The organism is Bradyrhizobium arachidis (assembly GCF_024758505.1).
Classification (GTDB): domain Bacteria; phylum Pseudomonadota; class Alphaproteobacteria; order Rhizobiales; family Xanthobacteraceae; genus Bradyrhizobium; species Bradyrhizobium manausense_C.
Map to the genome: position 1 here is coordinate 791,541 of NZ_CP077970.1, position 19,876 is coordinate 811,416.

Genomic DNA, 19,876 nt, shown 5'->3' on the forward strand with positions numbered 1-19,876 from the left:
TACACGTCCTGGCTTCGAACGGAGCTTTGGCGTTGTTCTCTCCACCCTGTATGGGGTGGGGAGAACAGTCGTGCATTCATCGCTGGAAGCGGGTGCGACGGGTTGACCCAGCCGGCACCGCAATCCCTTGCCCGACAAGAATTCCTTGCCGGGCCGCGCGCATCGCACAATCCCTAAGATGCAACAAAGTGCACCTCCGGCGCAGAATCGCTCTTGCGTCGGAACGATACTGCCGGTACCGATTTTGCCTTGAAGAGGCAGGGGAGCTCTTTCATTGATCTCGTCAGCGACCGAACATCGGCGCAACGTTTGGTGTGGCTGAAAGAGCGTTCATGCTGCTCGTCGTCGAACAATTTCTGAACGGATTGCAGTTCGGGCTGCTCCTGTTCCTGCTCGCGGCCGGCCTAACGCTGGTGTTCGGGATCATGGATCTCGTCAACCTGGCGCACGGCTCGCTCTATATGATGGGCGCCTATTTCGCCGCGACCTTCGTCGCCTGGACCGGCAATTTCGTCCTCGGCGCAGTCCTCGCACTCGGCGCAACGCTCTTGCTCGGCATCGTGCTGGAGGTGACGGCGCTCAGACATCTCTATGGCCGCGACCATCTCGACCATGTGCTGGCGACGTTCGGCCTGATCCTGTTCTTCAATGAAGCCGTGCGCCTGATCTGGGGCCCCGCGGGCCTCGCACTGCCGCTGCCGGCCTGGCTCACCGTGCCGGTGCCGATCCTGCCCGGCATCCACTATCCGGCCTATCGTCTTGCCATCATCATCGTCGCGCTGCTGGTGGCGCTGCTGCTCTATCTAGGCGTGATGCGCACCCGCATCGGCATGCTGATCCGGGCCGGTGCCTCCAATCGCGAGATGATCGGCGCGCTCGGCATCAACATCAAGCTGCTCTACACGCTGGTGTTCGGCCTCGGTGCCGCACTCGCGGGCCTCGCTGGCCTGATGCAGGCGCCGATCCTCACCGTGCAGATCGGCATGGGCGAGAACATTTTGATCCTGGCCTTCGTCATCATCGTCATCGGTGGCATCGGCTCGATCCGCGGCGCCTTCCTGGCGGCGATCTTCGTCGGCATGATCGACACGCTTGGCCGCGCCTTCCTGCCGAACCTGCTGCGGCAGGTGTTGAGCTCGACCGCGGCCTCCACCGCTGCGCCGGCGCTGTCCTCGATGCTGATCTACCTCCTGATGGCAATCGTGCTGGTCGTCCGGCCGGAGGGGCTGTTCCCGGCCAACCGTCGATGAAAGCGTTCAGCGTGAGCAAGGCCTTCACGGCCCTGGTGCTGGCAGGTCTCGTGCTGCTGCCGCTCTATTCGCATGTGTCGGGCAACATCTTCATCCTGACGCTGTTCACCCGCATCGTCATCCTGGCGCTGGCGGCCGCGAGCCTCAATCTCATCATGGGCTATGGCGGCATGATGAGCTTTGGTCACGCCGCCTATCTCGGCATCGGCGGCTATGCCGTCGGCATTCTGGCGCAGGAAGGCGTAGGTTCCGGCTTCATCCAGTTCCCGGTCGCGCTCGCCGCGTCCGCGATCTATGCGCTGGTGATCGGCGCGCTGTCGTTGCGCACCCGCGGCGTCTATTTCATCATGATCACGCTCGCCTTCGCGCAGATGGCCTATTACGTCGCCTCGGGCCTTGCGCGCTACGGCGGCGACGACGGTCTCACCGTCTACAAGCGCAGCGACTTCTCGGGGCTGATCAATCTCGGCGATCGCGTGCAGTTCTACTATCTCTGCCTCGCCGGCCTGTTCGGCGTCGTCCTGCTGATCTGGCGCATCGCCAATTCGCGCTTCGGCCTCGTGGTGCAGGGGCTCCGTTCCAACGAGCAGCGCATGCAGGCGATCGGCTTTCCCGCAAAACGCTATCAGCTGGTCTGCTTCGTCATCTCAGGCACCCTGTGCGGCCTTGCCGGCGCGCTGCTCGCCAACAACACCGATTTCGTCAGCCCGGCCGTGATGTACTGGACCCGCTCCGGCGATCTCATGGTCATGGTGATCCTGGGCGGTATGGGCACGCTGTTCGGTCCCGTGATGGGCGCGGTCGTGTTCCTGGTGCTGGAAGAGCTGCTGTCCCAGATCACAGAGTATTGGGCGCTGATCATGGGCCCGCTTCTGCTGCTGATCGTGCTGTTCGGGCGCGGCGGCATCATGGGTCTGCTCGGGAGGTTCGACCGTGGCTGAGCCGCTGCTCCGCGTCGAAAAGCTGGTGCGCCGCTTCGGCGGCATCACAGCGACCGACCACGTTTCGCTCGACGTCGCGGCGGGCGAGCTGCACGCCATCATCGGCCCGAACGGCGCCGGCAAGACCACGCTGATCAGCCAGCTCACCGGGCATCTCGCGCCGCATGCCGGCAGCGTCTCGCTCGGCGGCCTCGACATCACCTATCTGCCGGCCTATCGCCGCTGCGCGCTGGGCCTGGCGCGCTCGTTCCAGATCACCTCGCTGCTCCTGGATTTCACCGCGGCCGACAATGTCGCACTGGCGGCCCAGGCGCATGCCGGCACCTCGTTCCGCTTCTTCGCCAATGCGCGCAAGGAAAAGGGCCTGCGCGACGCCGCACATGCGGCGCTCGACCGGGTCGGGCTGCTGCATCGCGCCGACGTCGTGGTGTCCAAGATCAGCCATGGCGAGCGGCGCGAGCTCGAGCTCGCGGTGGCGCTCGCGAGCAAGCCAAAGATCCTGCTGCTCGACGAGCCGATGGCGGGCCTCGGCGTCACTGAATCGCAGCGCATGGTGAAGTTGCTTCAGGAGCTGCGCAAAGAGGTCTCGATCGTGCTGGTCGAGCACGACATGGAGGCGGTGTTCGCGCTCGCCGACCGCATCTCGGTGCTGGTCTATGGCCGCGTGATCGCCTCGGGCGATCCGGCCGCGATCCGCCAGAACGACGAGGTCAAGCGCGCCTATCTCGGCGATCAGCATGTGGTGACCCGCCATGGTTGACGGCACGCTGCTCGAAGTCGACGGCATCGAGACCTGCTACGGGCTCTCACAAGTCCTGTTCGGCCTGTCGCTCGCCATCAAGGCGGGCGAGATGGTCTCGCTGATGGGCCGCAACGGCATGGGCAAGACCACGACCATCCGCTCCATCATGGGCCTGACGCCGGCGCGCGCGGGCGCGATCCGCTTTGCGGGCGAAGAGGTGCGCACGCTGCCGTCTTACCGGATCGCGAAGCTCGGCGTGGGCTTGGTCCCTGAGGGGCGCCAGATCTTCCCGAACCTCACCGTGCGCGAAAATCTGGTCGCCGCCGCTGCCGATCGCTTCGCCAGCGAGAATCCGTGGACGCTCGCCACGATCTATGTGCTGTTCCCGCGCCTTGCCGAGCGCGCCGGCAACATGGGCAACCAGCTCTCCGGCGGCGAGCAGCAGATGCTCGCGATCGGCCGCGCACTGATGACCAATCCAAAGCTCCTGATCCTCGATGAAGCGACGGAAGGCCTTGCGCCGCTGATCCGCGAAGAGATCTGGAACTGCCTGTCGCTCCTGAAGAAGCGGGGACAGTCGATCCTCGTCGTCGACAAGAACGTCGACCACCTCGCCCGTATATGCGACCGCCACTACATCATCGAACGCGGCAAGACGGTGTGGAGCGGCACCTCGGAGCAGCTGACGGCCGAGCCGGAATTGCAGCACCGGTATCTGGGGATTTAGTAGCCTCTCTCCGTATCGTCATGGCCGGGCTTGTCCCGGCCATCCACGCGCCGCTGCGAGGAAACTAGACGTGGATGCCCGGGACAAGCCCGGGCATGACGACCGATCTAGTCTGGCACGCTACGCAATCACCAATAAATCCCGTGGCGATGCAACTCGCGGATCACGCGGGCTTCGACGGAAGGCTGGCGCTTCGGCTTGGTCGTGGTCTTGGCCGGCCCGGTCGTCGTGGTCGCGACCGGCGTGGTGGCGGGTGCGGCGGTCGCGGTGGTCGCCGGCGCCTGCGTTGCCACGGTCGTTGCGGGTGTTGCTGTTGTCGTCGTGGTTGCCGGCGCGGCCTGCGGCACGGTCGCGGGCTGGGCTTTGGGCTGTTCGGCTGCCGGCTCGCTCGCATTTGCGGTCGCGAGACTGAGGCTGCGCGGTTGTCCGGCATAGGCCTGGGTGGCCAGAACGGAGATCACGGCGATCAGGATCAGCTTGCGCATGGAGAACCCCGCTATTTGGTCAGTATACCCTACCTAAATCACTGCCATCTTCGGTCAGCGCGCCACGCGGTGCGTGCCGATCTCAATCAGGGTGGTCCGGCAGGACAGGCGATAAATCAGGCTGAACAGATAAACCCACATGATCGAACTCCGCTGTTGATCACATGGCGATCTTAGGCCCGCGATCTTTCCGGCGGTTTTCGTGGGGACAGGAAAATGGCTTCGTCGCGTGGGGCAGGGATGTCGTCGGAACAGGCCGCACGAAGTCGCCTCACAGGGGTGTGAGGCGTGATGGCTATTTTGGTGTCATTCCGGGGCGGTCTGAAGGACCGAACTATGGTGCGCACTTGCGCACCTGAGAATCTCGAGATCCCACAATGCGCAATTGCGCATTGGGGTTCGCGCTAAGCGCGCCCCGGGATGACGGCCTAAGGCCGTCAAAACATCTCAAAATATTCGCGATGTTCCCAGTCGCTGACCTCGGCCTGGAAGCGGTCGATCTCGGCGTTCTTGATGTGGGTGTAGTAGTCGACGAATTCGCCGCCGAGTTTTTCGCGGAAGAACGGATCGTCCTTCAGCGCGGCAACGGCATCGCGCAGGCTCTTCGGTAGTAGCGGCGCCTTGGTCTCGTAGGGTGTGTCGGCGGACGGGCCGGGATCGAGCTTGCGATCGACGCCGTCGAGGCCCGAGAGGATCTGGGAGGCCATGTAGAGATAGGGGTTTGCGGCGGGCTCGCCGATGCGGTTCTCCAGCCGGGTCGCAGCGTCGCCCGCGCCGCCGAGCACGCGGATCATCACGCCTCTGTTGTCGCGGCCCCAGATCGCGCGGTCCGGCGCCAGCGAATAGGAGCGGTAGCGCTTGTAGCCGTTGATGGTCGGCGTCGTGAACACCGCCGAGGCGCGGGCGTGATCGAGCAGGCCCGCGAGATAGGCGCGGGCGAACTCGCTGAGCGGCTCGCTGCCCGACTTCGCCATGAACAGGTTCTCGCCGCTCGTGCGCGAGACGACGGACTGGTGCAGATGCCAGCCGCTTGCGAACACATTTGGCAGCTTTGGCCGGCACATGAAGGTGGCGTGATAGCCGTGCCGCCGCGCGATCTGCTTCACGGCAGAGCGGAACAGCACCATGTTGTCCGCGGGCTCGATGCCCTTCTTCGGCTGGAAGGTGAATTCGCACTGGCTCGGCCCGAACTCGACCTCGACCGAACGCAACGGCAAACCGAGCGCGAGAATGTCGCGGCGAAGGATCTCCAGCACCGGCTCCATCTGATCGAAGCGCTGCTCGGTGAGATACTGATAGCCGTGGCTGAGCAGGCTGACCGCGGGCGGTGTGCCAGGCTGGCCAGCGTCCTCGGGGCGCATCTGCGCATCGTCGAGCCTGAAGATGTGGAATTCGACCTCGAGCCCGGCGACGAATTCCTGGCCGCGGCTCGCGAGCCCATCGAGCACCTTACGATAGAGAGAGCGCGTCGCGAACGGCACTGGACGGCCGTCGTTGAAGTAGAGGTCGCAAAGCACCCAGCCGGTCGTCGGCGCCCAGGGTAACACGCGGAAGGTGGTGGGATCGGCGACCATCAAGACGTCGGCCGCGCCCTCCATTTCCTTCATGCCAAAGCCGCCGCCTGATGTGAACACCGGAAACACCGTGCGGTGCGAGGTGTCCTTGGCGAGCATCGTCGTGGTGATGGAGCAACCGCTCTCCAGCGAGGCGACGGCTTCGGACGCGATGATGGTCTTGCCGCGCAAGATGCCGTGCTGATCCGGAAAGGCGAGGCGGATGACCTCGAGGTTTCTCTCCTCAACGATCCGGCGCAGCCGCGTCGCGGCGTCCTTCTGCTCATCCGACCACAGCGCGTGACGCGCGACGAAACTCACTTCGATTGCTCCTCACTGCTTGTCATTCCGGGGCGATGCGGAGCATCGAACCCGGAATCTCGAGATTCCGGGTCTGGTCCTTCGGACCATCCCGGAATGACAGTGTTACAAAATCACTCCGCCGCCGTCAGCCGGTGGACGTTATCGGCGATGTCCTTCGGCACCGGCGCCATCCAGGGCGCGCCGCGGCGGCGCTTGACGTCGACTTCCATCCAGTAGGTCTCCCAGCCCTGGGTCGGCCCGATGCCGTCCATGGTGGACGGCCCCTGGATCGAGCGCGCATTGGCCTCGTCGAGGAACAGCATCGGCTTCTCGCCGCCAGCGACCTTCTCGATCTCCTGCCGCAGCAGGCGGCGATACTGCACGATGGCCTTGTCGCTCTGGCCTAGATGCTCCTTGGTGCGGTCCTGGATCGCGCCCATCGATTCCACCGCCCACTGGTCGTGCACGTTGATGTCGTTGCCCATGCCGGTATAGGTCGAGGTCGCCTGCTCGTGCGGATCGAACCCGTAGTCGTTGGTCCTGTTCTTGCGCGACATGTAGTCGGGCAGCTCATAGAGCTCGAGGCGCTGGTCCCGCATCTTCTTCTTGTCCACCGGCGTCGAGTAACTCGTGAAGATCGCGTACCAGTAACAGTTCTCGTCATCGACCGGCACGTGCCACTGCGTGATCGTCATCTCCGTGCTCATGGGGATGACGAAACCGTGCGGGAAGAGCTGGTTGGTGACGCGTACATGGGTGCGCTCCGCGTCGATCTCGCGCAGTGCAATCAGCCGCAATCCGTATTCGGTGTGCTCGACATTGATGATCGGGCGGTCGTACTCGCGAAGAATCTTCGTCATCGGCAGGTCGCTTCCGGCGGAGGCGCCGCGGAATTGCTTGCCATACGCGGTCGAGGTGTCCTCGTCCTCGAAAAAACGATGCAGATAGGAGGCGTGCGCGGGATCGATGCCCACCTCCAGCGCCTGCAGCCAGTTGCAGGCCATGTGGCCCTTGAACGCAAACGTATGCGTGCCGGGCGCCACGAAGCAGTCGAGCTCGGGGAATGCGGGCGGTTCGCCCTCGCCGAGATAGGCCCAGAGGATGCCGCTCTTCTCGACCACGGGATAGGAGCGCTGCCGGATGCCCTGGCAGAGCTTTGAGTCCTTCGGCTCCGCCGGCGTCTCGATGCATTGACCAGTCGCGTCGAACAGCCAACCATGGAAGGCGCAGCGCAGTCCGCCGTTCTCGAGCCGTCCGAAGGCGAGATCGGCGCCGCGATGGGCGCAGTGGCGATCGATCAGGCCGTAGCGTCCCTGCTCGTCCCGGAACAGCACGAGGTTTTCGCCAAGCAGCTTGACGGGACGGATCGGACGCGCGCCCTCCAGCTCATCCACCAGCGCCGCCGGCTGCCAGTAGCTCCGCATCAGTCTGCCGCAAGGATCCCTGGGTCCGGTGCGGGTGATCAGGTCGTTCTGCTCCTGGCTCATCATGGCGGGCGTCCCTTTTTCGGAGAGGCGTTTTCTTGAAGAGGCTCTTGTTCGCCTATTGAACGAATGGGCGAATTATGACATGCCTTGATCCGGCAGCAAGCAATATTTTGCAGGAAGTTCGAGAAGCGCCATGCCCAAGCTCAAGCGCAGCGATACCGAGGAGCGCGCGACGGATTTCGTCGAGAGCCTCGACCGTGGCCTGCGCCTGCTGCAGGTGTTTGGCACGACCTCGGGTCCCATGACGCTCAGCGATCTCGCGCGCGCCGCCGACCTGCCCCGCGCCACCGCGCGGCGCATCCTGTTCACGCTGCAGCATGGCGGCTTCGTCGCCAGCGACAGCAAGCTGTTCTCGCTGACACCGCATGTGCTGACGCTCGCGGCGTCCTTCCTGCGCTCCAACCAGCTCGTCGCCGTGCTGCAGCCGGTGCTCGACCGCATCGCGACCGCAGCGCAGGAAATCTCCTCGCTCGCGGTGCTCGATGGCGAGAACGTCGTGTTCATCGCGCGCGGCAGTCCGATACGGGTGTTTTCGGCCGGCCTCGAGATCGGCTACCGGCTGCCGGCCTTCTGCACCTCCGTCGGCCGCGCCATGCTCGGCCAGTTCGACGATGCGACGCTTAGCCCACGTCTGAAGACGATGAAGCGCGACGCGCTGACCCCGCAAACCGTGACCGATGTGAAGGCGCTGCTCAAGACAATCGGCGCCGATCGCGCGAAGGGCTACTCGCTGGTCGACCGCGAGGCCGAGCCGCATTTCCGCTCGATCTCGGTTCCCGTCCGCCGCTATGACGACACCATCGTCGCCGCCATCAACATGGGCGCCCATGTCGATCGCGTGCCGGTGAAGGAGCTGATCGACCGGTTCCTGCCGCTGCTGCGCGAAGGGGCAGAGTCGGTGCGGTCGCAACTGCTGTAGGGTGGGTTAGCCCCGCGGCGGCGCGAAGCGCAGTCCGCTCGGCGTAACCCACCTCTTTGGTTTGCGCGTCGGCAGAAGTGGTGGGTTACGCTAACGCTAACCCACCCTACTGAGCTATAATGCGCACAACGCAAGAACCTAGGGAGGACGCCATGCAACACACCATGGTTCCCAGTGATCGCGTGGAGCATGTCGGCGTCTACGGGCGCGACGGCACGAAGCTCGGCACGATCGAGCGGCTGATGCTCGACAAGGTGAGCGGCACGGTCGCCTACGCCGTGATCAAGACCGGCGGGCTGCTCGGCACGCGCCACCACTATCCGGTTGAGTGGAGCGCGCTGAAATACGATCCCGCGCGGCAGGCTTTTCGGGTCGAGGTGACGCTGGACGAGCTCGCCAGCGGTCCGTGCGAGTTCGACGGCGACGAGTTTGACTGGGGCGATCGTTCGCAGCCCTACGCGCATCCGAACTACTGGTCGATTTGAGAGAGCTCCGCATCGCGGCCGGTTGACACGCCGTGCGCAATCCGCCGTGCGCGCCTGGCTCAACCCGGCAGCGGCTTCTCGCCGACCTTGGGCCAGTAGGTGCCAAAGCTCCACAGGCCGCCCTCGGGATCGCGCGCCGCGAAATCGCGGCTGCCATAGTCGGTGTTGGTAAGCTCCATCTCGATCGGAGCGCCCGACGCCACCACCCTCGCGTAGAGCGCGTCTGGGTCGTCGACCGCCAGATAGACCGCATCCGTCCGGCGCCCGCCGATCTCGCCCACCTTCTTGCCGTAGGCGTCGTCGCGGTGCGCGCCGAGCATCAGGATCGACGAGCCGAAGGCGAGCTCGGCGTGAACGATGGTGCCCTCGCGGCGATAGATCACGCGCTCGGTGAAGCCGAGCACGTCCTTCAGCCAGGCGATCATCGCGTCTGCGTCCTTGCAGCGCATGGTGTGGTAGAGGCGCGGCGCCTCGTTGCCGTTCGGTTGGCTCATGGAACTCTCCTGCTCGTTTGTCGCGCTGAGCCTAGGTCAGCCCGCCCGCAGCGGCTTGAACAAATGGGACACGAACGGACCCTGGGACTATCCGCCGGCTTCCCGCGTCAGGCGCGGGTCCGTGCCTTCCAGCCGGCTCGCCCATGCGGTTGGTGTTTCGCCGCTGAAGACACGGAAGTCGCGGGTGAGATGCGCTTGGTCGGCATAGCCCGCATCAACCGCGATGGCCGCCCAGCCGTCCGCGCCGTTTGAGCGGGCAAGCGAACAGGCGCGATGAAAGCGCAGCATCTGCGCCAGTGTTTTTGGCGCGACGCCGATCTCGTTCTGAAAGCGGCGTGCGAGGTGTTTGCGGCTCCAGCCGATGTCGATGGCGATCTCGCCGATCCTGGCCGTACCCGCGCTTCGCCAGAGCATATTGAGCGCCGCGGCGATCGCCGGCGACGGTTCGTGAACAGCGCGGCGAAGCACAAAATCCTCCACGATCTCGAAGCGTCGCTGCCATCCGCCGGCTTCGGCGACCATCTCGCTGAGGCTCCTGCCATCCCGCCCCAGCACGTCGCCGAGATCGACCATCCGCGCCGTCAGATCGGGCACCGCTCCACCGTAGAACCGATAGGCGCCAAGCGGAGTGAAATCGATCTGGACGCAGGTGGCGCGGCCGTCGGATTCGATCTGCACCGGTCCGGGAAACAGCCCGGCGACAAAGCTCGGCTGCGCGTCCGCACTATCAGGCTGGCGGCCAAGCGCGATGCGGAACGGCGTTCCCAGATTGACCAGCAGCGGCAGCGCCAGCGGCGCGGCATGCCGGAAGGCGGTCAGGCCAACTCCGCGCTCGCGATAGAACGAAATGCTGGAGACGAGATGCGCAAGGCGCGGCGGCACCGGCCGGCTGATGACATCGGGGGCTACGCTTGCGTCCATCGCGCATCTCTCTGGTTGCGCGCAGCATAGCCTTACGACGGCGCCCCACCAATGGGCCTCCCCTACCGGTTCCGCATCCAGTCGGCGAGACGCGACAGCGCCTGATCGAGGTCTTGCCGCGCGGTCGTATCGGTCACGGTTTCGCCGAGCGCACCGCGCATGCACAACAGCCAGGCATCGCGCTCGGCGTCGCCGATCGCAAAATGCATGTGCCGCTGGCGCAGCCGCGGATGGCCCTTCTCGACGGAATACAGTTTTGGCCCGCCCGTCCATTCGGTGAGATAGCGCTTCAGGACCTGCTTGGTCGTCGTCAGATCTTCCGGATGCACGCTGCGTGCCGGCCTGGCCTCGGGCAGCGCATCCATGCGCGCGTAAAAGCTCTCGACCAGGTGATCGATCGTCGCGCTGCCGCCGATCCGCTCGAAGATTGAAACCGTGACGTCGCTGTCGCTCATCTACAGCGCCACGCTGCGCAGGCCAAAACTGCGCGCCTCGTTTTGCAGCACCGGACGCACGGCGTCGATCAGGCGCGCCGCCGCGGCATCGACGCTCAAGCCAGCGGTATCGACCACGGCTGCGGCCCGCGAATAGAGCGGCTCACGACTCAGCAAAATGTTGCGCAGCTCCGCCATCGCCGAGCGGTCGTCCGCCATCGGCCGCAGATCGCCCTGGCGCCGCACGCGCGCCATGTGCTCTTCGGGCTCGGCCTTCAGCCAGATGGTGTAGAACGACGACAGGATCTGGTCGAAGGTCAAAGGCTCCGAGACGATGCCGCCGCCGGTGGCGAGCACCATCAGCTCGTTGCGCGCCAGCAATTGCTGTAGCGCGGCCTGCTCCATGCGGCGAAAGCCTTCCTGGCCGTAGAGCGCGATGATCTCGGCGACCGAGAGCCCGTTCTGCTCCTCGATCGCCTTGTTCAGTTCGACAAAACTCCAGCCGATCTTCTTTGCCAGCATCCTGCCGAGCGTTGATTTGCCGGCGCCGCGCAGGCCGATCAGCGCGATGCCGCAGAACGGCGCGCGCCGCGGCGTGGTGGCGCTGCCGCCTGCGAGCAGGTCCTTGGCCTGCGCGATCTGGGCAGGCGTCGCCTTGCGCAGGAGATCGCGAAACATCTGCCAGTCCGGCGCGGGCTCGATCGTCGGGAGCAGATCTTCCAGATGCGCGCCCATCGCGTCCGACACGCGGCGGAGCAGAACGATCGAGACATTGCCTTTGCCGCTTTCGAGCTGGGCGATGTAGCGTTCGGAAATGCCCGACACTTTTGCGAGCACTTTGCGCGACATACCGCGCAGCGCGCGCATGGTGCGCACACGCTGGCCAAGCTGTTCGAGGAAGCGGGATTCGGCGTCGGGACTTTCGGTCATTTGCCTTCTTTAGCGGATGTCCTGCGGCGCATTTTAATGAAACATAATGCCTGACAGCATTGACAGCAAGCCAGCAGAGTGTCTTTGTATGAATTATAATTCAAAATTCAGGGGAGAAGTCCGTGAGCGAGGGATCCTACAACGCGGTGACCTGGCTGCTCGATCGTAACGTTGAAGAGGGCAGGGGGAGCAAGCTCGTCTTCGACGATACCGTTGCACGGCTCACCTATGGCGAGCTGCAGCGCGAGACGCGCCGTGCCGCCAACATGCTGCGCCGTCTCGGCGTCCGCCGCGAAGAGCGCGTCGCCATGATCATGCTCGACACGGTCGATTTCCCCGTCGTGTTTTTGGGCGCGATCCGCGCCGGCATCGTGCCGGTGCCGCTGAACACGCTGCTGACGGCGGATCAATACGCCTACATCCTCGCCGACTGCCGCGCGCGCGTGCTGTTCGTTTCCGAGGCGCTCTATCCCGTCATCAAGGACGTCGTCGGCCGCATGCCCGATCTCGAGCATGTCGTGGTCTCCGGCGCCAAGCAGAACGGCCACAAGCAGCTCCGGGAAGAGCTCGCAGGCGAGAGCGACAGCTTCGCCACCGTCGCGACCCATCCGGACGAGCCGGCCTTCTGGCTCTATTCCTCCGGCTCGACCGGCATGCCCAAGGGCGTGCGCCATCTGCATTCGAACCTGCAGGCGACCGCGGACACCTACGCCAAACAGGTGCTGGGTATCAGAGAGAACGACGTCTGTCTGTCGGCGGCAAAACTGTTCTTCGCCTACGGGCTCGGCAATGCCTTGACCTTCCCGATGTCGGTCGGCGCCACCACGATTTTGAACAGCGAGCGCCCGACGCCGGCGCGCATGTTCGATCTCATGAACAAACATAACCCGACGATCTTCTACGGCGTGCCGACGCTGTTTGCGGCGATGCTCAACGACGAGACCGCGAAGAGCGAGCGCGGCGGCGGCGCCCTGCGCATCTGCACGTCGGCCGGCGAGGCGCTGCCGGAATCGGTCGGCAATCACTGGAAGGAGCGTTTCGGCGTCGACATCCTCGACGGCGTCGGCTCGACGGAGCTGTTGCACATCTTCCTGTCGAATGCGCCCGGCGACATCAAGTATGGCTCGTCCGGCAAGCCGGTGCCCGGCTATGCGGTGCGGCTCGTGAACGAGGCGGGCGAGGACGTGCCCGACGGCGAGGTCGGCGAAATGGTGGTCGACGCTCCGTCCGCAGGCGAGGGCTACTGGAACCAGCGCAGCAAGACCCGCCGCACCTTTGAGGGAAGCTGGACCCGCACCGGCGACAAATATGTCCGCGACGCTGAAGGGCGCTACACCTTCTGCGGCCGCTCCGACGACATGTTCAAGGTGTCCGGCATCTGGGTCTCGCCCTTCGAGGTCGAGAGCGCGCTGATCACCCATCCCGCCGTGCTGGAAGCCGCCGTCGTGCCGGAAGCCGATCCGGAGGGGTTGTTGAAGCCAAAAGCCTTTGTCGTGCTGCGCCCGGATGCGACGACCGATGACCTTCAGGAGATGCTGAAGGAGCACGTCAAGCAGAAGATCGGCCCCTGGAAATACCCGCGCTGGATCGACGTGGTGGACTCGCTACCCAAAACCGCGACCGGAAAGATCCAGCGCTTCAAGCTGCGCGAGGGGGCGCATTGAGCGTGCAGGCGGCGCTTGCTTACCCTCCCCTGGAGGGGGAGGGTCGATCGCGCGCAGCGCGAGCGGGGTGGGGTGATCTCTCCACTCGGGCAGTGTTCCGTGCGGGTAGACCTTCACCCCACCCCGCTACGCATTGCGCTTCGCTTCATGCGTAGCGACCTCCCCCTCCAGGGGAGGGTGGGCACTTCCGCTAGGAATGGGAATTCGAACATGACCCTCACCCCCACGGGCTTCCTCACCATCAACGGCGCCAGCCTCGAATACAAATGGCTCGCGCCGCTGGTCCCTGATGCGCCGACCATCGTCATGCTGCATGAAGGGCTCGGCTCGGTCGGCCTGTGGGGTGACTTTCCCGACAAGCTTCAACAAGCCACCGGCGCAGGCATCTTCCTCTATTCGCGCGCAGGCTACGGCCAGTCGTCTCAGGTATCGCTGCCGCGGCCGCTCGACTACATGCATCGCGAGGCGCTCGACGTGTTGCCAAAGCTGCTCGACGCGATCGGCTTCAAGCGCGGCCTCCTGCTCGGCCATTCCGACGGCGCCTCGATCGCGGCGATCTATGCCGGCTCGCATCAGGATCATCGCCTGCAGGGCGTCGCGATGCTCGCGCCGCATTTCATCGTCGAGGACATCTCGGTGAAGTCGATCGCCGAGATCAAGGCGGCCTATGAGACCACCGACCTGAAGGCGAAGCTTGCGCGCTGGCACAAGGACGTCGACAACGCCTTCTATGGCTGGAACGGCGCGTGGCTCGATCCGAAATTCCGCGACTGGGATATTTCCGATTATCTTGCCTACATCCGCGTGCCTGTGTTGGTCGTGCAGGGGATGGACGATCAATATGGGACGATGCGCCAGGTCGAGATCGCGCAGCAGGAATGCTATTGCCCGGTCGATTTGAAAGTTATTTCAGGAGCGGCTCACTCGCCGCATCGGGAAGCGCCGGGACCGACGCTTGACGCGATTACGCAATTTGCGGAGGCGGCCCTGCGCGACGATCAGGGACTCGAAGGGCGCGCCGCATGATCCAGCGGAGGCACGTCTGCGATGAACGTGCCGCCGCTTCCGCGCGGCCCGTTGCCATGACCGCCTAAACGGCCGGATGAAACAAAATGCATGTCTTGTCGTTTCCAGACTAGACGCGCCCAAAAAGATGCACTATTGTGCATCTAACTGATAAGACCGAAGCCCACAACAAACGCTCAAGGGTGGCTCATGGCCGGGGAAGACCGTCGCCTCGCAGGCGGTGCAAAATTCATCGATTTCCAGACCGAGCCACAGCGCTACCGGCACTGGAAGCTCGCCGTGGACGGCGATGTCGCAACCCTCACCATGGACGTCGACGAGAATGGCGGCCTGTTCGAGGGCTACCAGCTCAAGCTCAATTCCTATGACCTCGGTGTCGACATCGAGCTCGCGGACGTGGTCCAGCGTCTGCGCTTCGAGCACCCGGAGGTGAAGGTCGTGGTGATGCGTTCGGCCAAGAACCGGGTGTTCTGCGCCGGCGCCAACATCCGCATGCTCGCGGGCTCGACCCACGCCCACAAGGTCAACTTCTGCAAATTCACCAACGAGACCCGCAACGGCATGGAGGACTCCTCGGAGAATTCCGGCCAGCGTTTCATCACCGTGGTGAACGGCTCGGCCGCCGGCGGCGGCTATGAGCTGGCGCTCGCGACCGATCACATCATCCTCGCCGATGACGGCGCTTCCGCCGTGGCGCTGCCGGAAGTGCCGCTGCTCGCGGTGCTGCCGGGCACCGGCGGCCTCACGCGTGTGGTCGACAAGCGCAAAGTGCGCCGCGACCATGCCGATTTCTTCTGCACCATCGAGGAAGGCGTGAAGGGCAAGCGCGCCGTGCAGTGGCGCCTGGTCGACGAGATCGCGCCGAATTCCAAGCTCGAGGCCAAGATCGCCGAGCGCGCCAAGGAGTTTGCCGGCCATTCCAAGCGCAAGGGCAGCGGCAAGGGCATCGCGCTGACGCCGCTCAAGCGCGTCATCGACGAGGCCAGCATCCGCTACGGCTTTGTCAATGTCGACATCGATCGTGCGGCGCGCATCGCCACCATTTCGATCAAGGCGCCGGAGACGGCGCCGCCCGCCGACATCGACGGCATGCTGGCGCAGGGCGCCGCGTTCTGGCCGCTGCAGGTGGCGCGCGAACTCGACGACGCGATCCTGCATCTGCGCATCAATGAGCTCGAGATCGCCATGCTGGTGTTCAAGAGCCATGGCGAGCGCGCCCACGTGCTGGCCTGCGACGCCTTCCTCGAAGCCAACAAGGCGCATTGGCTGGTCAACGAGATCAGGCATTACTGGAAGCGCGTATTGAAGCGCATCGACGTCACCTCGCGCACGCTGGTGACGCTGGTCGAGCCGGGCTCCTGCTTTGCCGGCACGCTCGCCGAGCTCGTCTTCGCCGCCGACCGCTCCTACATGCTGATCGGAACGCGGCAGGGCGACAACCGGCCGCCGCCGTCGATCGAACTCTCCGCGATGAACTTTGGCCCGTATCCGATGAGCCACGGGCTGACGCGTCTGCAATCGCGCTTCCAGGCCGATCCGTCCGATGTGGAGCGCGCGGAAGCGACCGTCGGCACCAGCCTGGATGCCGAGGAGGCCGAGGAGCTCGGCCTCGTCACCTTCGCCCTCGACGACATCGACTGGGACGACGAGGTCCGCGTGTTCCTCGAGGAACGCGCCAGCTTCTCGCCCGACAGCCTCACCGGCATGGAAGCGAGCCTGCGCTTCGTCGGCCCCGAGACGATGGAGTCAAAAATCTTCGCGCGGCTGACCGCCTGGCAGAACTGGATCTTCCAGCGCCCGAACGCGGTCGGCGAGGAAGGCGCGCTGCGCCGCTACGGCAGCGGCCAGAAGCCCAAATTCGATATGACACGAGTTTAAGGAGACGCACGGCCATGAACATGAACATCATGAACGTCGACTACTCGACCAAGATCCCCAACAACGTGAACCTCGCCGAAGACCGCCAGGTGCTCAAGGCGCTGGAAGGCTGGCATCCCGGTTACATGGACTGGTGGAGCGACATGGGCCCCGAGGGCTTCCAGGAATCGCTCGTTTACTTGCGTACCGCCTATTCGGTCGATCCGCGCGGCTGGGCCAAGTTCGATTACGTGCGGATGCCCGACTATCGCTGGGGCATTTTGCTTGCGCCGCAGGAGGAGAACCGCGTCGTACCGTTCGGCGAGCATTATGGCGAGCCCGCCTGGCAGGAAGTCCCCGGCGAGCATCGCGCCATGCTGCGCCGCCTGATCGTGATCCAGGGCGACACCGAGCCGGCCTCGGTCGAGCAGCAGCGCCATCTCGGCAAGACTGCGCCCTCGCTCTACGACATGCGCAATTTGTTCCAGGTCAATGTCGAGGAAGGCCGCCATCTCTGGGCGATGGTCTATCTGCTCCAGAAATATTTTGGCCGCGACGGCCGTGAAGAGGCCGACGATTTGCTCCGCCGCCGCTCGGGCGACGCCGACGCGCCGCGCATGCTCGGCGCCTTCAACGAGGCGACGCCGGACTGGCTGTCCTTCTTCATGTTCACCTACTTCACCGACCGCGACGGCAAGATGCAGCTCCACAGCCTCGCGCAGTCAGGCTTCGATCCGCTGTCGCGCACCTGCCGCTTCATGCTGACGGAAGAAGCGCATCACATGTTCGTCGGCGAGACCGGCATCACCCGCGTCGTGCAGCGCACCTGCGATGCGATGAAGGCGGCCGGCATCACCGATCCGACCGACATCGCCAAAGTCCGCGCGCTCGGCGTCATCGACCTGCCGACCATCCAGAAGAAGCTGAACCTGCACTACACGCTGTCGCTGGACTTGTTTGGCTCGGAAGTCTCGACCAACGCCGCCAATGCCTTCAACGCCGGCATCAAGGGCCGCTACCACGAGACGCAGATCGAGGACGATCACCAGCTCAAGAACGCCACCTATCCGGTGCTCAAGTTCATCAATGGCGAGATCAAGCTGGTCGACGAGCCGGCGCTGACCGCGCTCAACATGCGCCTGCGCGACGACTACAGCCAGGATTGCGTCAAGGGCATGCTGCGCTGGAACAAGGTGATCTCGACCGCGGGCTATGACTTCAAGCTGACGCTGCCGAACGTTGCCTTCCATCGCCACATCGGCGAGTTCAAGGATGTGCACGCCACGCCCGACGGCATCCTGATCGACGACGCGACCTGGAATAAGCGTCGGGACGAGTGGCTGCCCTCGACCAGCGACGGCGACTTCATCACCTCGCTGATGAAGCCCGTCACCGAGATCGGCGAGTTCGCCTCCTGGATCTCGCCGCCAAAGGTCGGCATCGACAACAAGCCCGGCGATTTCGAGTATGTGAAGATCGAGTCGTAAGCGGCGCTATCGCTGAAGCGAACCGGCCGCTGCCGTATCGAAGACTGTCATCACCCGCGAAGGCGGGTGATCCAGTATTGCAGAGACAGTGACGAATACTGAGGAGCCGCGGCGTACTGGATGCCCCGCCTTCGCGGGGCATGACAGCTGAGTGTGACGCGCTGCTGCGCCGAACTGCGATTACCTACCCCGCGATCTCCAGCCCCGCATTCGCGTACACCACGCCGCCGTCGACGGCGATGGTGTTGCCGACGACATAGTCGCCCGCACGCGATGCGAGATAGATCGCCACACCTGCCATGTCCTCGTCGGTTCCGATGCGCCGCGCCGGAATGCGCTTTGCGACGTCGTCCGCGTGGTCGCGCGCGGCCCGGTTCATGTCGGACTTGAACGCGCCGGGCGCAATCGCTGTGACGTTGATGTTGTCTTTGATCAGCTTCGTCGCCATGCGGCGCGTCAGATGGATCACGGCGGCCTTGCTGGCGGCGTAGGAATAGGTTTCGCTCGGATTGACGAAGATGCCGTCAACCGAGGCGATGTTGATGACTTTTGCGGGCCGCTCACGCGACGCCGCCGCGCGCAGCGGTTTCGCCAGCGCCTTGGTCAGGAAGAACAGCGATTTGACGTTGAGGTCCATCACCTTGTCCCAGCCGCTTTCGGGGAATTCGTCGAACTCCGCGCCCCAGGCCGCCCCCGCATTGTTGACGAGGATGTCGAGCTTCGGCTCCAGCTTGATGATCTCGGAGGCGAGCTTGTTGCAGCCTTCGACGGTCGAGATGTCGATCGGGAGCGCAATGCACTCGCCGTCATATTGTGCGGAAAGCTCGTTCGCCGTGGCCTCGCACGGCCCGGCCTTGCGCGCGGTGATGTAGACCTTCGCCGCGCCTTGCGCGAGAAAACCCGCCGCGATCATCTTGCCGATGCCACGCGATCCGCCGGTCACCAGCGCAATCCGGCCCTTGAGTGAGAACAAATCAGTGAACATGACACCTCCGTTGGTTGCCGCTCGTTGTGAGCGCGGCGGGGAGGTGAGTCAATTGCATCGTCGCTGAGCAGGTGAGGACGACAGCGGAGAGTGACGCTTACGCCGCCGCGATCCGGCGAAAACCGTTCCACATCGCGGTGGCGGCGCCGGAGGTCAACACCGGCAGGATGCGGGCGTCCTGATAATTGCCGTTGAGCGAGACGCGCGGCAAAGCGGTCGGATGGTCGGCATTCTCGGCGAACAGCATGCCGGGCCGCGTGGTCACCGCGGTCTTGAAGCCAGAGGTGGCGGCCAGTGTGAACTCGCGCTCGCCGGCGGCGTCGCGATCGCCATAGGGATAGGCGAAGTGCTGCACGGGGCGTCCGAGCGCGGCCTCGATCCGCACCTTGCTCACGGCCATTTCCTGCGCTGCGATCTCCTCGCGCTGCCTGGCGAGATTGCAATGGGTGATGGTGTGCGCGCCGATCGTGAGCAGCGGTTCGTCAACGAGCGCCTTCAACTCGTCCCAGGACAGGCACAGCTCGCGGCACAGTGCGGGCATATCGACGCCGTAGCGGGCGCAGAGCGCGCCGATCTCGCGCTGCAGATCGTGCTCGCCCGGCAGCGCCCGCAGCCAGTCGTGCAGGCGATCATATGCCGCCTGCTTGGCCTGCGCGGTCGACGCGTCGAGACGGAGCGCGGCATTGCCGATCTGCACCTCGACGAGATCGGTCTTGGCGATGACGGCCTCGAGCGCGATCCACCACAGGCGTCCCACGCCTTCCGCAAAGTCGCTCGCGACATAGATCGTGCACGGCGCGTCAAACTTGCGCAGCACGGGCAGTGCAAAATCGCGGTTGTCGCGATAGCCGTCGTCCAGCGTGAAGGCGGCGAAGCGGCGGGCAAACTTGCCCTGCACCAGCCGCTCATGGACCTCGTCCATGGAGATGATGTCGATGTCGCGCGACCGCAGATGGTCGAGGGTTGCGCGCAGGAAGTCGGGGGCGACCTCGAGATGGCGGTTGGGCTGGAACTCGGCCTCGCGGGGCGGGCGCACCTGATGCAGCATGAAAATGGCGCCGACGCCCGACAGCAGAGGCCGCAGGAGGTGGTGCGCCCCGCTGAAGTAAAGTGCTTCCAGCCCGACGCGAATGACGTTGTTGCGCAGATATTTCATTAAGGCTGGCCGACCCCCGGGCATTCCGTC

Annotated in this window: 19 protein-coding genes; 10 read left to right on the top strand and 9 right to left on the bottom strand. The window is 64.6% G+C overall.

Translation table 11 applies throughout. The features are described from left to right. The first annotated feature begins 332 nt into the window (after positions 1 to 332). From KUF59_RS03665 to KUF59_RS03680, 4 genes are read left to right on the top strand one after another with little or no spacing between them, the layout of a single operon-like run. Positions 333 to 1,250 carry a branched-chain amino acid ABC transporter permease gene (locus KUF59_RS03665; protein ID WP_212460629.1) on the top strand — a complete coding sequence of 306 codons (918 nt, stop codon included), beginning with the start codon at positions 333 to 335 and terminating at the stop codon, positions 1,248 to 1,250. Continuing rightward, complete coding sequence (locus KUF59_RS03670; RefSeq protein ID WP_212460628.1) at positions 1,247 to 2,191, top strand: branched-chain amino acid ABC transporter permease; 945 nt, start codon at positions 1,247 to 1,249, stop codon at positions 2,189 to 2,191. Before KUF59_RS03665 ends, KUF59_RS03670 begins: the two co-directional genes overlap by 4 nt. After that, positions 2,184 to 2,951, top strand: coding sequence for an ABC transporter ATP-binding protein (locus tag KUF59_RS03675; RefSeq protein WP_212460627.1), 768 nt, complete (start codon positions 2,184 to 2,186; stop codon positions 2,949 to 2,951). Before KUF59_RS03670 ends, KUF59_RS03675 begins: the two co-directional genes overlap by 8 nt. Further along, a complete protein-coding gene (locus tag KUF59_RS03680; RefSeq protein ID WP_212460626.1) occupies positions 2,944 to 3,660 on the top strand; it encodes an ABC transporter ATP-binding protein in 717 nt (238 codons plus the stop codon). Before KUF59_RS03675 ends, KUF59_RS03680 begins: the two co-directional genes overlap by 8 nt. Before the next feature lie 128 nt (positions 3,661 to 3,788). Here the strand turns inward: KUF59_RS03680 and KUF59_RS03685 are convergent, their stop codons facing one another. From KUF59_RS03685 to KUF59_RS03695, 3 genes are all read right to left on the bottom strand, one after another. Further along, entirely contained in the window at positions 3,789 to 4,145 is a 357-nt protein-coding gene (locus KUF59_RS03685; RefSeq protein ID WP_212460625.1) for a hypothetical protein, read from the bottom strand. A 437-nt stretch (positions 4,146 to 4,582) separates the two neighbouring features. Then, entirely contained in the window at positions 4,583 to 6,019 is a 1,437-nt protein-coding gene (locus KUF59_RS03690; protein WP_212460624.1) for a glutamine synthetase family protein, read from the bottom strand. Positions 6,020 to 6,132: 113 nt separating this feature from the next. Beyond that, positions 6,133 to 7,491, bottom strand: a complete 1,359-nt coding sequence (locus tag KUF59_RS03695) for an aromatic ring-hydroxylating dioxygenase subunit alpha (RefSeq protein WP_212460623.1) — start codon at positions 7,489 to 7,491, stop codon at positions 6,133 to 6,135. Positions 7,492 to 7,621: 130 nt separating this feature from the next. Here KUF59_RS03695 and KUF59_RS03700 point away from each other — a divergent pair, with 130 nt between their 5' ends. Both KUF59_RS03700 and KUF59_RS03705 read left to right on the top strand, forming a co-directional pair. Then, complete coding sequence (locus KUF59_RS03700; protein ID WP_212460622.1) at positions 7,622 to 8,407, top strand: IclR family transcriptional regulator domain-containing protein; 786 nt, start codon at positions 7,622 to 7,624, stop codon at positions 8,405 to 8,407. Positions 8,408 to 8,559: 152 nt separating this feature from the next. After that, the gene (locus KUF59_RS03705) at positions 8,560 to 8,892 is read left to right on the top strand and encodes a PRC-barrel domain-containing protein (RefSeq protein WP_212404641.1); all 333 of its coding nucleotides are present in this window, start codon (positions 8,560 to 8,562) and stop codon (positions 8,890 to 8,892) included. Between the two features lie 59 nt (positions 8,893 to 8,951). On the opposite strand, the gene KUF59_RS03710 is transcribed toward KUF59_RS03705, so the two are convergent. From KUF59_RS03710 to KUF59_RS03725, 4 genes are all read right to left on the bottom strand, one after another. Beyond that, positions 8,952 to 9,386, bottom strand: coding sequence for a VOC family protein (locus KUF59_RS03710; RefSeq protein WP_212460621.1), 435 nt, complete (start codon positions 9,384 to 9,386; stop codon positions 8,952 to 8,954). An 87-nt stretch (positions 9,387 to 9,473) separates the two neighbouring features. Next, the gene (locus KUF59_RS03715; protein ID WP_212460620.1) at positions 9,474 to 10,307 is read right to left on the bottom strand and encodes a helix-turn-helix domain-containing protein; all 834 of its coding nucleotides are present in this window, start codon (positions 10,305 to 10,307) and stop codon (positions 9,474 to 9,476) included. 62 nt (positions 10,308 to 10,369) lie between these two features. Beyond that, on the bottom strand, positions 10,370 to 10,762 hold the full coding sequence (locus tag KUF59_RS03720; protein ID WP_212460619.1) for a group II truncated hemoglobin: 393 nt from the start codon (positions 10,760 to 10,762) through the stop codon (positions 10,370 to 10,372). Continuing rightward, positions 10,763 to 11,671 (bottom strand): helix-turn-helix transcriptional regulator, encoded by a 909-nt coding sequence (locus KUF59_RS03725; RefSeq protein WP_212460618.1) that lies wholly within the window; start codon positions 11,669 to 11,671, stop codon positions 10,763 to 10,765. It lies immediately after the preceding gene. 122 nt (positions 11,672 to 11,793) lie between these two features. Between KUF59_RS03725 and KUF59_RS03730 the strand changes: the two genes are divergently transcribed. The 4 genes from KUF59_RS03730 (at position 11,794) to boxB (ending at position 17,705) form a co-directional block, all read left to right on the top strand. After that, a complete protein-coding gene (locus KUF59_RS03730; RefSeq protein WP_212460617.1) occupies positions 11,794 to 13,335 on the top strand; it encodes a benzoate-CoA ligase family protein in 1,542 nt (513 codons plus the stop codon). Positions 13,336 to 13,545: 210 nt separating this feature from the next. Continuing rightward, positions 13,546 to 14,361: an alpha/beta fold hydrolase gene (locus KUF59_RS03735; RefSeq protein ID WP_212460616.1), complete on the top strand. Its 816-nt coding sequence runs from the start codon at positions 13,546 to 13,548 to the stop codon at positions 14,359 to 14,361. A 189-nt stretch (positions 14,362 to 14,550) separates the two neighbouring features. Further along, positions 14,551 to 16,239 carry a 2,3-epoxybenzoyl-CoA dihydrolase gene (gene boxC / locus KUF59_RS03740; protein ID WP_212460615.1) on the top strand — a complete coding sequence of 563 codons (1,689 nt, stop codon included), beginning with the start codon at positions 14,551 to 14,553 and terminating at the stop codon, positions 16,237 to 16,239. Between the two features lie 14 nt (positions 16,240 to 16,253). Further along, positions 16,254 to 17,705, top strand: coding sequence for a benzoyl-CoA 2,3-epoxidase subunit BoxB (gene boxB, locus KUF59_RS03745; RefSeq protein WP_212460614.1), 1,452 nt, complete (start codon positions 16,254 to 16,256; stop codon positions 17,703 to 17,705). Positions 17,706 to 17,889: 184 nt separating this feature from the next. Here the strand turns inward: boxB and KUF59_RS03750 are convergent, their stop codons facing one another. Further along, positions 17,890 to 18,690 (bottom strand): SDR family oxidoreductase, encoded by an 801-nt coding sequence (locus tag KUF59_RS03750; RefSeq protein ID WP_212460613.1) that lies wholly within the window; start codon positions 18,688 to 18,690, stop codon positions 17,890 to 17,892. 97 nt (positions 18,691 to 18,787) lie between these two features. Then, positions 18,788 to 19,846, bottom strand: coding sequence for a polysaccharide deacetylase family protein (locus tag KUF59_RS03755; protein WP_212460612.1), 1,059 nt, complete (start codon positions 19,844 to 19,846; stop codon positions 18,788 to 18,790). Between the last annotated feature and the right edge of the window lie 30 nt (positions 19,847 to 19,876).